10 protein-coding genes and 1 tRNA gene are annotated in these 13,688 nt (G+C 68.3%); 4 read left to right on the top strand and 7 right to left on the bottom strand.

Features of this window, described 5'->3' with window-relative positions:
• Positions 1-19: 19 nt before the first annotated feature.
• Both FJ386_00875 and FJ386_00870 read right to left on the bottom strand, forming a co-directional pair.
• A tRNA-Arg gene (locus FJ386_00875) sits at positions 20-96 on the bottom strand.
• A gap of 70 nt (positions 97-166) precedes the next feature.
• Positions 167-1,606: a hypothetical protein gene (locus FJ386_00870; GenBank protein MBM3875263.1), complete on the bottom strand. Its 1,440-nt coding sequence runs from the start codon at positions 1,604-1,606 to the stop codon at positions 167-169.
• A 266-nt stretch (positions 1,607-1,872) separates the two neighbouring features.
• Here FJ386_00870 and FJ386_00865 point away from each other — a divergent pair, with 266 nt between their 5' ends.
• On the top strand, positions 1,873-2,685 hold the full coding sequence (locus tag FJ386_00865) for a hypothetical protein (protein ID MBM3875262.1): 813 nt from the start codon (positions 1,873-1,875) through the stop codon (positions 2,683-2,685).
• 25 nt (positions 2,686-2,710) lie between these two features.
• Here FJ386_00865 and FJ386_00860 read toward each other — a convergent pair whose 3' ends face one another.
• The 5 genes from FJ386_00860 to FJ386_00840 all read right to left on the bottom strand — a co-directional run bounded on the left by FJ386_00860 (position 2,711) and on the right by FJ386_00840 (position 8,675).
• Positions 2,711-3,838, bottom strand: coding sequence for a DUF1501 domain-containing protein (locus FJ386_00860; GenBank protein MBM3875261.1), 1,128 nt, complete (start codon positions 3,836-3,838; stop codon positions 2,711-2,713).
• A 4-nt stretch (positions 3,839-3,842) separates the two neighbouring features.
• Positions 3,843-5,363: a DUF1800 domain-containing protein gene (locus FJ386_00855; GenBank protein ID MBM3875260.1), complete on the bottom strand. Its 1,521-nt coding sequence runs from the start codon at positions 5,361-5,363 to the stop codon at positions 3,843-3,845.
• Positions 5,360-5,905: a hypothetical protein gene (locus tag FJ386_00850; GenBank protein MBM3875259.1), complete on the bottom strand. Its 546-nt coding sequence runs from the start codon at positions 5,903-5,905 to the stop codon at positions 5,360-5,362. Before FJ386_00850 ends, FJ386_00855 begins: the two co-directional genes overlap by 4 nt.
• A gap of 145 nt (positions 5,906-6,050) precedes the next feature.
• Complete coding sequence (locus FJ386_00845; GenBank protein MBM3875258.1) at positions 6,051-6,344, bottom strand: hypothetical protein; 294 nt, start codon at positions 6,342-6,344, stop codon at positions 6,051-6,053.
• Positions 6,345-6,485: 141 nt separating this feature from the next.
• The gene (locus tag FJ386_00840) at positions 6,486-8,675 is read right to left on the bottom strand and encodes an FAD-dependent oxidoreductase (protein MBM3875257.1); all 2,190 of its coding nucleotides are present in this window, start codon (positions 8,673-8,675) and stop codon (positions 6,486-6,488) included.
• A 144-nt stretch (positions 8,676-8,819) separates the two neighbouring features.
• On the opposite strand from FJ386_00840, the gene FJ386_00835 reads away from it, so the two are divergent.
• The 3 genes from FJ386_00835 to FJ386_00825 all read left to right on the top strand — a co-directional run.
• Positions 8,820-11,774 carry an amidohydrolase family protein gene (locus FJ386_00835; GenBank protein ID MBM3875256.1) on the top strand — a complete coding sequence of 985 codons (2,955 nt, stop codon included), beginning with the start codon at positions 8,820-8,822 and terminating at the stop codon, positions 11,772-11,774.
• Positions 11,774-13,198 (top strand): amidohydrolase family protein, encoded by a 1,425-nt coding sequence (locus tag FJ386_00830; protein MBM3875255.1) that lies wholly within the window; start codon positions 11,774-11,776, stop codon positions 13,196-13,198. Before FJ386_00835 ends, FJ386_00830 begins: the two co-directional genes overlap by 1 nt.
• Before the next feature lie 2 nt (positions 13,199-13,200).
• A partial coding sequence (locus FJ386_00825; protein ID MBM3875254.1) for a hypothetical protein occupies positions 13,201-13,688 on the top strand: 488 nt, incomplete at its 3' end.

Raw genomic sequence — 13,688 nt, 5'->3', positions numbered from 1 at the left:
GACGCGGCGGTGGAAGAAGTGGTGCGCAAGGCGGGGCTCGAACCCACAACCTTCGGCTCCGGAGGCCGACGCTCTATCCAATTGAGCTACTCGCGCGAACGCGCGGAAGATGTCCCACGTCTCCGGCACTGGCAAGCAGTTTGGCCGTGTGGGCACCCCGCGGGGTTCACGCCGACCCCGAGATTGATTTCAAATCCGCGCGCACCTGCTCGTAAGTCGTGCTGAACGCCGCCACGGCCGGGTCCGGCTCGACGCCCCGCGATTTGCACGCCGCGCGATAACAGCCCGGCCACCAGTTGCGATGCTGCGTGAGGCCCTTCTCGCGCCAGCCCGACCAGTTCATCAGCACCTTGGACCAGCAGTCGTCGCCGTATTTCACGGCCGTCTTCGGGTCGGTGAATTCCGGCAGATACCAGTCCCGGCCGATGCGCGCGTGCAGCACCTCGTCCGCCCAGTCGTAATCCTGGAACAGCGCGGACAGGCCGTTGCCCGATGCGAGGCCGACCTCCCACTCGAAGCGCTTGCCGTTGCGCGGCATGAGGCCCTGTTCGATGAAGTAGAGGACGGCGTGCCGCTCGAGCGGCGTGAGCTGCGTGTTGAGGCCGAGCGACCACGTGAAATTCACCATCACCTCGCGCGGCCAGTCCACGCCCGCCTGCACGAAGCCCACCTCGCCCATCATCGCGTGGCGCGCCTCGTCCCAGAGCTGCCGCGTCATGTCGCGGTAATACCCCCACGGCTTGCCGCGCGTCTCGGTGATGATGCTCGCCATCATCTCCGGCACGTCAATTTCGCGGAGCCGCTTGTAAAACATCATCAGCGTCTTGGGCTCCGCGGGCATGGACTGGTCGTAGAGGAACACCTCCGCGTTCACGCCCATGTTGTAGGGGTCGGGGAAGCGCCCGTCGCGGCGCGGCGTGCCGTCGTAGCGGAACGGCTTGGCGGAATGCACGCGCGCGGGAAGCGTGATTGCTTCGCCAGGGCGGGACGCGGCAACGCACGCCTCGAGCACGGCAAGCCACGGCGCGAGCGCAGCGCGGCTCGGCGCGTCCACAAGGCACGGCACGGCCTTCGCGCCGAAGTCGAGCATGTCGCCCACCTCGAGCAGGGCGAAGCGGCACACGCGCACACTCGGCGCGTCCACAAGCGGGTTCGTGGCCGCGATGTGCGATTCGAGCCCGGCCTTCAGCGCGGGCAGCGCCTGCTCATAAAGGCCGAGCAGCAGTTCTCCCGTTGTTGGCGCCGCGAGGATTTCGTCGCAGAGGATTTCCAGTGCGGCGTGCGGCACCTCCTCGAGCCCGTAAGGCGGCTCGCGCATCTCGGTCACGCGCTTGCGCAACGCGGCGGTGTGCTCGGCGCAGTAGTGCGCGTGCAGGCTGAAGGCGCTCTTGAGCTCGTAGACGGGCTCCGCCGTGATGCGCGCCGTGAACACCTGGTGCAACCGGCGGAACAGATAGTGCAGGCGCTTGAGCTGCGCGACACACGCTTCGACGGACAGGCCGGGCTTCATCGCTTCGGCCATCGTGCACAACCCGCCGAGCGCGGGCAGGCCGTGGAGCGGTTTGTAATCGGCGGCGTGGGATGGCGGCGCGGCGGTCGGGTTCATGGGCTTGAAATGCTCCGCGAAGACTACCACCCGCGCGGACCGGACACGAACCGATTTCCGGCCGAAACACCGGCCCGCGATGGGCCCGCAGCCATCAAGCTGCGCGCACTACCAGTCCAGCCGAAGAAGACGCACAAGGTCCGTGCCCGCGACACGTCCATCCCAAAACCCTGCGAGATAAGCCGCCGCCCCGGGCGCGGGACAATTACAAAGTCCGCGCGGGCGCGGGCCTTGCGCGGAGCTTCGCGCTCTGGTAGCACTGCCGCATGCACGTCGCCGAGAGGCCCCCGGCCGGAGAGCCGCCGTCGGAGAAGGCGTTGTGGGTGTCGGCGGTGAAGTGGGTGCTGATCGTGCTCATCCTCGTGACGGCGATGGTGCTCCTCTTCAAGTCCTGCCGGGGACCTGTGGACATGGTGGATGCCGCGACGAAGGGCGGCGCGGAAATGGTGAACCAGGCCGGCAAGGCCGGCGCGGAGGTCATCCGCGAGGCGGGCAAACAACTCGCCACCGTTGCCGCCGCGTTCAAACAGGGGACCATCACGCGGACCTTTGAAAGCCATCGCACGTCGGTGAATCCACAACTCCGCCTGCAAGTCGCGGAACTCAAGGAGACGGCGGTCTTCACGCAGCGCAGCTCGGCGAGAACGGGCTTCGGGCTGATCCCGCTGCCGGATGTGTTCGTCGAGGCGCGCGCGCCGGTCGAGTGCACCTACTACCTCGATCTCGCGGGCGAGTGGCGCTTCGAGCTCGTGAACGGACTCGTGCGCGTGACCGCGCCGGCCATCCGGCACAACACTCCCGCCGTGGACGCGTCGCGCATCACCTACGAGGTCCGCAAGGGCAGCGTGATCCGCGACCACGCGAACGCGATGGACGAGTTGAAGAAATCCATCAGCGGCCTCGCGCAGGAACGCGCGGGCGAGAACATCCAGCTCGTGCGCGAGACGTGCCGGAGGCAGGCGTGCGAGTTCGTGGAGACGTGGCTCGCAAAGAACTTCGCGGACGGCGCGAAGCAGCACGTGAAGGTGATCTTCGCGGACGAAGCCGGCGCCGTGGTGCTGCCGGGCGCAAAGTTCTGACCGGCGAACCCGGGGACGCCGCCGCTCAGCCGTAGATGCCGAGCGGCTTGAGCCCGTGGTCCGGGAAAATCCGGGACAGCGCCGCGCCCGCGCCATGCCGCGCGAGGATGGGCGCGAGCACGTCGCGGTAATTTGTGGTCACGGGCAGGTCGCCGGGGCCTTCGAGAACGTCATCGGTCAGGCCGGGCCACGTGCCATAAACGCGGCCACCCTTCACACCGCCGCCCGCGAGGAACATCACGCTGCCGCGCCCGTGATCGGTGCCGAGCGCGGAGTTTTCGAAAAACCGCCGGCCAAACTCGGTCATCACCACGACCGAGACGGTCTCAAGCATCACACCGAGGTCGCGCATGAAGGCCGAGAGCCCGCGCGAGAGCTGCATCATCCGCGGGTCCATGACGAACCCCTGCTGGAAGTGCGAGTCCCACCCGTCGAGGTCGAGCGTGGCGGCCTCGAGGCCGACGCGCGCCTTGACGAGCTGGGCGATCTGCTGCAAGCCGCGGCTGTAATCGCCCGTCTCGTATTCGGCGCCGTGCGCGGGCGAATAGGGCGTCTTTCGAAGAGCCTCGATTTTTCGCAGCGCCCCAAGCGTGTCGCGTCCCGCGGCGGCGAGCGCGTCCTGCCCGCCTTCGTAGAGTTTCTCGAGGCCGAGTCGAAACTTCCGCGCGTCGCGGCCGAAAGAAAAATCCGCGAGCGACCGGAGCACAGTCACGCTCGGCGCGCCGCGGAGGCTTTCCGGGAGCTGCTGCCCGAGCGCGATCGCGGAGAGCGCGCCGTCCGCGGCGGGCGTCTTGCAACGGAGAAAACGCCCGAGCCATCCGCCCGCCACGATGCCGCCGTGCTCCATCAAGTCCTGCGCCTCGAAGTGCGACCGCGTGGAATCCTCGGAGCCCGCGGCGTGGACGATCCCAAGCTGGCCGGAGTCAAAACCGGGCTTGAGTTCCTTGAGCAGCGGATGGAGCGCGAAAAACCCGTCGAGCCTGAGCGCGCCGGATTCCTTGAGCGCGATGCGCGGGCGGGCCTTGTGATAGCCGGCGTCCTGCACGGGCGCGACCATGTTCAAGCCGTCCGCGCCGCCGCGCAGGAAGATGATCACCAGCGTGCGGAGTTCGTCGCGGTTGCCGGAGATGTGGGCTTGGAGTTTCGCGCGCATCGTGTCAGCAGCGCTGGAAGCCGGGCGAGGCGAGCAGGAGCGCGACGCCCTCGCCGCTCTCGTGATAGCTCGCGGATTCGGCGGGCGTCGGCTTGCGCCCGAGCAGGTGGGCCATCACGCCGTCGTCACCGCCGAAGGCTTCGCGCAGCGTGTCGAGGTTCACTTTCGTTTTCGCAACGTGGTTCTGGCAGAGTTCCGTGGCGAAATTCCAGCGCCACAGCATCGTGCCGAGCCACGGCGAGGCCTCTTCGGGAAATCCATCGGGCGTCGGATACGTGAACGGCGCGTGGCCCATGCGCAGCAGGATTTGCACAAGCTGCCGGGGCGCTTCGGTCTCCGCGTCGGTCGCGCGCAGCGCCGAGACGATGTAATGGAACGGGCGCTTGAGCTTGGCCCCGCGCGCGGCCCAGAACTCCGGCGTGGCGAAGAGCGCGCGCAGCGTCTCGCGGATGTCGCTGCCGCTCGCGGTGAACGCGGCGGCGACCGACTCGACGGCCGGCGCCGGCGGTTCGTCCGCGATGAACCGGCGGCAGAGCTTCTGCGCGATGTAGCGCGCCGTCGCGGGATGGCTGAGCAGGATTTCCAGCACGCGCTCGAGTTCCCACTCGCCGCGGCGGAATTGTTCCTCCTTCTTCAGCGGGGCCGGCCATGCGTCGATGGTTTTCCCGAGGATGACCTTCCCGTCCTTGTCGTGAAGATGCGGATGGAACTCCACCCGGCCAAGCCCGAAGCCCTTCGAGCCCGGCCCGCGCACGGTCCAGCCCGTGAGCGCGCGCGCGACTTCCATCACGTCCTGCTGCGTGTAGCCGCCGTGGACGCCGAGCGTGTGAAGCTCGAGCAGTTCGCGCGCGTAGTTCTCGTTCGGGCGGTCCTCGGGTCGGGCCTTGCGATTCTCGCGGCCGTCGAGGTAGCAAAGCATCGCCGGGCTGAGCGCGCTCGCCCGGACCATCTCGCTGAACCGCCCCAGCGCATGCGCGCGGATCACGTCGCGGTCGTCCGCCGTCTTGAGCCAGCCGCAGTCGCCCTTCGACGGGTCGATGTTGAAGTGGTCGCTCCAGAACTGGACCATCACCTCCCAGAGCTGGCGCTCGCTGTGGATGGCGCGCGTGAGCGTCGCGCGTTGCAACTCGTCGAGCAGGATCCGCTCGCGGTATTCGAAGAGTTCGCCGACCGGTTCGCCCAAAGTCTCGAACGTCCGCACGGCGTGCCCGGCATAATCGTCCTCGATGCGATGCGGGTCGAGTTGCTCCTCGAGGAACGCGCGCGCGGCCTCGTCGGGTGTGGCGCGGAGTTTCGTCACGCGCTCGTAATCACCGGGGCGCGCGCCGAACGTGACGCGGTTCAAGACGTGCGAGACGGGGTCGATGGAATCGGACAGCGGCGCGCGGAACGGACCCTTCGCCCGGGGACGCTGCGTCTGAAACGGGAGCACCGACCGCAGCGGCTTCGGCACGTCGCAACCCGCCGCGGCGGCCACCGCGGCGCCCGCGCCTGCGCAAAGGAACTGCCGCCGGTCGAGTTTCACGATGTGGCGGAACCCGCGGCGATGGTCGGCGGCGGCGTCATCGGCGACGGTTGTGGAACCGCTGTCGCGCCGCGCCTCGACTCGCGGATCGAAAGCACCGCGGCGGCGAAACCCGACACAAGCGTCCAGAGGGTCAGGGCGAACCACCCGAAGAACGGCAGCAGAAACGTGAGCACCAGCACCACGCCGCCACGCAGCACGCGGCGCCACGGCTGTTGTTCATCCGACGGCGACGCGAGCCCCTGCCCGATGCGCAGGCACAAGCCCGCCGAGCCGATAAAGCCGATCAGCGCGCTGCCCGCGATCACTCCGATCCCAAGCATCACCACCACCGGGTTGTTCAGTTTCAGGAGCCCGATGGCGATCAGGACGAGCGGGAGGACCATCAGCAGTCCGAGAAAAGTGAGGCGGAACGGACGCCGGTATTGTTCCGCGGCGCGGGCGACGACGTTGGGGCAGAGCGCCGATGCCGCCAGCCAGTAGGCGACGAACATGAGCATCGTCCCGAGAAATCCAACCACCCACGCAAGCACAGTTGCCATTGTCATAATCAGGTTTCCTCTCGACTGCCGTCGTTTCTGGACATGCTGACAACACGCGGCCGCGCCGGAAAGTTTCGCCGGGAATTCCGCAAGGGTCCCGGTGAATCGAACCCGGCGCGACTGCCCGCACGAGACGGTCGCTCCGCTAGCGCTTCTTCTCTTCGAGCAGCCGGCGCATCTCGGCCATCGCGCGGCGCATCTCGGCGATCTCGGCGCGGAGTTCGTTGACCTGCGCGGCAAGGTCGCCGCCACGCTCGCCCTCGCGGGGCGCGGCATCGCGTCGCGGGGCGCCTTCGCGCCGGGCTTCCTCGCGGCCGCGGGCGACCTTGTCCGGCGCGGGCTTTTCGCGTTCGCCATCCCGGGCGCGTTCCTGGGCGGTGGAGGTGGGCGCCGTGGCAATGATGGACGCGGCGAAAAGGGCAAACGAGGTGGTTTTCATGGGCCGCAGTTGTTCCGGATTGTGGCGAGAATCCCCGTTCCGATTCAGGCTGTCAACACCGGGGGAAGCGGCGGTTTCGGGTCCAAGCGTCTTGTGCTGCGAGTTGTCGCCGGTCGCAGCGTGACCGGTGCCACCATTCTCTTACTTCACCCGCTTCAATTGCAACCCGTCCACCACCACGTAGCCGTCGGTGTCCTTGTTCGAGATGGTCACGGTGGTTTGCCTGCCGGCGGGGAGCTGGAACTTGCCGAGCGGGAGGAGCGGCTGGGTCTTTTGGTTCACGGTCACGGTCCGGGTCGCGCCGGCGGCGGTGCTGACGGTCACGGGGACGTTGCTCGCGCGGTTCGGGTTCGGCGTGCTGAGGAGGATGAGTTCGTATTCGCCGGCGTCCTTGATGTCGGGCGTGAAGGTGAGCGTGGCGCCGCCCTTGTTCGCGTTGCCGTCGTGCGCGTAGCCGGTGCCCGCGCGATACGCGACGGAGGCCGAGTGCGACCAGTCGCCGGTCTGCTTCGCGTCGGCGTCGTCGAGGATAATGCCGTCGAGTTTCACGTCGAGCTTGCCGCCGCCGGCGCCCGCAGTCGCGGGGCCTTTCCATTCGAGGACTTGTTTGTCGGCGAGCAGGCGGGCGCGAAGTTTGTCGTAGTTCACCTTCTGCACGGGGACATTGTCGTCCATCGCGATGGCAGCGGCGGTGGCGGCGCTTTGGCCGAGGATCATGAAGACGGGTTCCATGCGGATGCTGCCGTAGGCGATGTGCGACGAGCTGAGGCACACGGGCACGAGGAGGTTTTCGCACTGCGCCTGCCTGGGAATGATGGCGCGATAGGAGACGGGGTAGGGCTTCATCGGCGCGACTTGCACGTCGCCCTCGTTCTCGACGCGGCCGTTCTTCACGATGCGCTGGCAATTGTGCGAGTCCATGTTGTAGGCGGCGAGGCTGACGGGGTCGTTCACGATTTCCTGCGCGCGGCAGTGCTTCTCGGTCATCACGATTTCACCGATGAGGCGGCGGCCCTCACGCACGTAGAGTTCGCGCGGCCAGCCGGCGGTGTCGGTGAACTCGTCCTTCGCGGGGCCCCACGTCTGCATTTCGAGGCGCATGTCCTCGGGCACGCGCGGGTCGGTGGCCATGAAGGTGATGAAGCCGCGGATGTAGTCCTCGTGCTCGCGGCGGATCGCGTCGCGCCGCTCGTAGCCCGCCCCGGGGAAGTCCCAGTTCGCGCCGATGAAGTCGGTGGAGAAGCCGCCGTTGTTGTTGATGTCGGTCTTGTGGTTGGGCATCCAGATGGGGTTCCAGAATTGCGCGAGGCGCGGCTGCTTGTTCGCGGCGACGAGCGCGACGCAGTAGCGGCCGAGCAGCTCGAACTTCGCCGCGTCGTAATCCGCGGGCGGCGTGACGGGCAGCTTGCCGTTCGCGGCCTTCACGAGCGCGTCGAACTTCGCCTGGGGCATCGCGGCGGGTTTCGCCGCGGGCAGGCGGTTGCGTTCGTCGGTGGTGAAGCAGAGGCGGTAGTTGTAGGTCTGCACGCGCGCGTCGCCGTCGCCCGGCTTGCCGCCGTCGCCGGGCTGGATGAAGGGCAGCAATCCGCTCGACGGGTCGCCCGGTTTCATGAACGGATCCACCGGCACGGTGAACTGGTGGTGCGGCGTCTGCGCGCGGATGCCGTTGAGCGTCTCGCCGTAAGTGGCGTTCGACTCGCGGCCGATGTGGTAGCTCACGCCGGCCTTCGCGAGCAGGTCGCCCTCGTAAGTGGCGTCTATGAACATCTTCGCGCGGTAGGTGTTGCCCGGCTGCGTGGCGAGCTCGGTGATGCGCGCGCCGGATTTCTTCACCGCGGTGAGCCGCTGCTGCGTGTGCACGGGAACCTTCGCCTCGCGCAGCATGTCGAGGAAGACCGCCTCGGCGACCTTGGGCTCGAAGGTCCACATCGTCGCGTCCGCGCCTGTGAGCGAACTCGCGCCGGCCTGTCCGCCGCGGCGCCGCGCGAAATACTGCGCGGCCGTTTCGAGCTTCCACGCCGACTCCTTCGCGTAGTGCTGCGCAAGCCGGTGGTAGAACTCGCGCGAGACGCCGCCGACGGCGGCCTTGTTGCCGATGTCCGTCGCGCCGAGCCCGCCCGTGGTGAGGCCGCCGAGATAGTTCGACGGCTCGACAAGCACGACGGACTTGCCCATGCGCGCCGCCTGCACCGCGGCCGCGATGCCGCCGGACGTGCCGCCGAAGACACAAAGGTCGGCCTGGACCACGTCCGCGGCGGAAAGCGGCGCGGCGCCGGACAGCGCCGCCGCGGCGACGATTGCGGCAGCACACGAGGGGAATCTGTTTCGCATGGGCTGAGTTCACCGCATCGGACGGTCGTGTCAACGCGGGAGATTGGGCGGGGGCGGGCCGGATTGCGCCAGCTTCCAACTTGCATCTCGCGCGGCGGATTCCTAGCCTCCCGCCCTGTCACCCGACTGGCTCGCCGCCCCAAAATGAAAAACGCGCGTTTCCACTTCCACCGGACCTGCCTCCGTGCCCCGACACGGTTCGCCTCGCTGCTCGCGCTCGCCGCGAGTGCGGCTTGTGCGGCCGACTTGCTCCCGCCCGGGCATCGGCCCATGCCGCTCGGCGCGCACGCTCTTGTCGGCGGCAGGGTGGTTGTGAAGCCAGGACAAACTTTTGACGAGGCGAACGTCATCATCCGCGACGGGCTCATCACGGCGGTCGGCGTCAATGCGGCCGTGCCCGCCGACGCGCGCGTGTGGGACTTGAAGGGCGCGACGATTTACGCCGGCTTCATTGATGCCTATCTCACGATGGGCACGAACGTCTCCGCCGTCGCCACCACGATGACCGAGCCCATCGGCGAACTCACGAGCGGCATCAACTTCTTCGGCGTGCCCGGCCAGGAACGCGACCCCGGCAATCCCGGTCCCGGCTACGAACTCGCGCGCATCACGCCCGAGAAGCGCGCCGCGTCCGACTATTCGCCGAACGCGCGCGCGCTCGAGTCGCTGCGCGAAGTCGGTTTCACCGCCGGCAGCGCCACGCCTGCGCGCGGCATCCTGCGCGGCACGAGCGCATTCGTCCTGCTCAGCGACGTGAACCCCAACACAGCCATCCTCAAGCCCGATGTCTTCCAGCACGTCGCCTTCGAGTCCGCGCCCCGCCCGGCCGACCCGAACGCGCAGACGCCGTTCCCCGGCTCGCTCATGGGCGTCATCGCCGCGGTGCGGCAGAGCTTCTTCGACGCGCGGCATTACTTCCTCGACCATGCCGATTACGAGAAGAAGCCCGCGGGCCGCAAGCGCCCCGACTTCAACCCCGCGCTCGAAGCCCTCGAACGCGCCATCACGAAGAAAACCACCGTCGTGTTCGAGCCCGGCAGCGTGTTGATGGTGGACCGCGCCGCGCGAGTGGCCGCGGAGGCTGGCGTGAACTTCCACGTCGTCGCGAGCGGACAGGAATGGCGCCGGCCCGACATGATGCAGGCCGTGAACTCGGCGTTCATCGTGCCGGTGAACCTGCCCGCCGCGCCGCGCATGCCCGACGAGGACGACTGGCACAGCGTCTCGCTCGACACGCTCCGCGCGTGGGACTGGGCGCCCGAAAATCCCGCGTTGCTCCGCTCGCTCGGCAAGGAAGTCGCGCTCACCACGCACGGCCTCGCGGACAAGCGCAGCTTCCGCCGCAACCTCCAACAGGCCGTGGACCGCGGCCTGTCCGAGAACGACGCGCTCGCGGCCCTCACGACCGTGCCCGCGAAACTCTGCGGCGTGGACGCGCAACTCGGCACGATCGAGCCCGGCAAGATCGCAAACCTCACCGTCGTCGAGGGCAGCTACTTCAACCCCGACGCGCGCGTGCGCGAAGTTTGGATCGACGGCCGCCACCTGCCGAACGCGCCCGCCGCCAGCCGCCGGCCGCCCGGCGCGAAAGCCGCCGCTGGCGCGGAAAAAGGAAAGGACGACAAGGGCGCGAAGGGCTCGCCGAAGGGCGCCGAGCTGCGCGAACTGCTCAAGAAGCGCGACGCGCAGCCGCCACAGAAGAACCGCGGCCCTCTCGCGTCCCCGCGCGGCGTGCTCATCGGCGGCGCGACTGTGTGGACTTCGGCCGCGGCCGGCCGCGTCGAGAAGGCCGACCTTTACGTGGCCGATGGGAGGATTCAGGCGGTCGGCCCGAACATCGCCGCGCGCGTCCGCGTCGGGCCGGACACGCTCATCCTCGCGGGCGAGGGCTGGCACATCACGCCGGGCATCATTGATTGCCACAGCCACAGCATGATCCTCGGCGGCGTCAACGAGGGCACCCTCCCGTCGTCCGCGATGGTCCGCATCGGCGACGTGGTGAACTCGGAAACCGCGAATCTCCACATGCAACTCGCCGGCGGCGTGACGACGGCGAACAACCTGCACGGCTCGGCGAATCCGATCGGCGGCCAGAACGCCGTGATCAAGCTGCGCGACGGCGCGAGTCCCGAGGCGTTGAAGTTCGCGGGCGCGCCCGAGGGCATCAAGTTCGCGCTCGGCGAAAACGTGAAGCAATCCAACTGGGGCGACCGCAACACGACGCGCTTCCCGCAGACCCGCATGGGCGTGCCGACGTTCATGCAGAACCGCTTCATCGCCGCGCAGCAATACCTCAAGGCACAAGACGATGCCGCCCGCAACGGCACGCCCGCGCCGCGCCGCGACCTCGAGCTCGAGGCCGTCGGCGAGATCATCCGCGGCACGCGGCTCATCCATTGCCACAGCTACCGGCAGGATGAAATCGTCGCGTTCCTGCGGACGATGGAGGGCTTCGGCGTGCGCGTGGCGACGCTCCAGCACGTGCTCGAGGGCTACAAGGTCGCCGACGAAATCGCGCGGCACGGCGCGGGCGGCTCGTGCTTCAGCGACTGGTGGGCCTACAAGTTCGAGGTCTATGACGCCATCCCGCACGCGGGCTCGCTCATGCACAGCCGCGGCGTGGTGGTGTCCTTCAACTCCGATTCGAGCGACCTCGCGCGCCGGCTCAACATCGAGGCGGCGAAGGCCGTGAAATACGGCGGCACCTCCGAGACAGAGGCGCTCAAGTTCGTCACGCTCAACCCGGCGAAGCAGCTCCGCATTGATGCGCGCACCGGCTCGCTCGAACCGGGCAAGGACGCCGACTTTGCCGTGTGGAGCAAGTCCCCGCTCGACTCGACGACGGTGTGTTTGCAGACGTGGATTGACGGGAAGAAATACTTCGACCGCGCGCTCGTGCCCGCGCGCACCGACTCGCTCGCGAAGGAGCGGAACGACCTTGTGGCGAAGGCGAAGAAGGCCGCGCAACTCGGCGGCGGCGCCGGAGCGGGCGCCGAGGCGACGGAAGCCGCGCAGGCGCTGTTCTTCATCCCCGCGCTGGAGATGTTCCAAAGCCACCTGCACGACTGCCTCGACTGCGCGCACGGAGGGAAGCACTGATGAATGCGGAACGCGGAATGCGGAATGCGGAATGGCGGACGCACGACGCGCCAGCGTTTTGGACTGCGGCAGTCCGCTGCCGCTTTTCCTTGAAGGAGCCCGCGCGAAAGCGCCCGAGGACTGGCGCAGTCCAGACCCTCGCGGTGCTCGCGGCGCTGCTTCTTTCAGTCGGTTCAACCCAGGCCGCCAGCACGCTCTTCACCGGCGCCACGGTTCACACCGTCTCCGGCGAGACGCTCGCGCCCGGCAACGTGCTGGTGCGCGGCGGCAAAATCATCTCCGTGTCGGTGAACGTCGCTGCGAAGGCCGACCGCGTCGTGGATCTCAAGGGGCTTCACCTGTATCCCGGCCTCATCGCCGTGCCGAGTTCGCTCGGGCTCGTCGAGGTCAGCTCCGTCCGCGCCACGCTCGACATGAGCGAGGTCGGCAGCTTCAACCCCGATGTGCGCGCGTGGCTGTCCGTCAGCCCCGACTCCGAGCTGCTGCCCGTGGCGCGGGCCAACGGCATCACGCACTTTCTCGCCACGCCGCAGGGCGGCACGGTCAGCGGACAGAGCGGCCTCATGCGCATCAATGGCTGGGGCATGGAGGAGATGACCGTCGCCTCGCCCGTCGCGCTGCACGTCGCCTGGCCGAGCGCCGGCGGTGGCGGCTTCGGAGGACGCCGCGGTGGCGGCCCGCCTGCCGCGGAGGAAGGCGCGAGCGCCCGGCAGCGCAGGCTCGCGGAGTTGCAAAACTTCTTCGACGAGGCGCGAGCCTACGACAAGGCGGGGCGAGCCGCGGCCGCGAACACTGCCGCCGCGCCCGCACTCAATCCTTCGTGGGAGGCGATGCTTCCGTTCGTCCGCGGCGAACGTCCGCTGATGGTGCACGCGGATGATTTCCGCCAGATTCGCGCGGCGGTCGCGTGGGCGAACACGAACAAGTTCAGGATCATCCTCGCCGGCGGACGCGACGCGTGGCGCGAGGCGTCGCTGCTCGCGAGCAACAAGGTCGCGGTCATTTACGAATCCACCTTCGACCTGCCGAACCGCGACTCGGAATCCTACGACGCGAACTTCGCCGCCCCCGCCGTGCTTCATCGCGCCGGCGTGAAGGTCATCTTCAGCGAGGGGCTCGGCGGCCGCGCGGCGTCGCAGGCGCGCAACCTGCCGTATCGCGCGGCGCAGGCGGTGGCGTTCGGCCTGCCCGCGACCGAGGCGCTCAAGGGCATGACGCTCCACGCCGCCGAGGCGCTCGGCGTCGCGGACCGGCTCGGGAGCATCGACGCGGGCAAAGAGGCGAGCTTCTTCGCGATGGACGGCGACGTGCTGGACACGCGCGCGCAGGTCCGGCGGCTGTGGCTGGCGGGCGTCGAGCAACCGCTCGACAGCAAACACACGCGCCTCTGGCAGCGCTACAACAGCCGGCCGAAGCCGAACTGATCATGAATGCGGAATCCGGAATGCGGAATGCGGAGTGGCGGACGTCCGCGGTTGCGGTCGCGACGCTCCTGGCTGCTGGCTCGGGTGCGTTCGGCGCCGACACCGTCTTCTCCGCTGCGTCCGTTCACACCGTTTCCGGCGAGACGCTTGCGCCGGGGCAGGTCCACGTTCGGGACGGCAAGATTGTAACGGTGGCGAGGCAGATCCGAGTCGCGGGCGCGAAGGCGGTGGACTTGAAGGGGCTTCACCTGTTCCCCGGCCTCATCGCGTCGTCCACGTCGCTCGGGCTGATCGAGATTGATGCCATCCGCGCGAGCCGCGACATGGTCGAATCGGGCGACTATCATCCCGAAGTCCGCTCCTGGCTCTCGGTGAATCCCGACTCGGAGCTGCTGCCCGTCGCGCGCGCGAATGGCATGACGCACTTCGTCGCGACGCCTCAAGGCGGCGTGGTCAGCGGACAGTCCGGCCTGCTCGCGCTCGACGGCTG

The sequence above is a fragment of the Verrucomicrobiota bacterium genome, from assembly GCA_016871675.1.
GTDB lineage: Bacteria > Verrucomicrobiota > Verrucomicrobiia > Limisphaerales > VHCN01 > VHCN01.
Note: the sequence above shows the minus strand (reverse complement) of the source record. Positions and strands in the feature narration are given on the sequence as shown.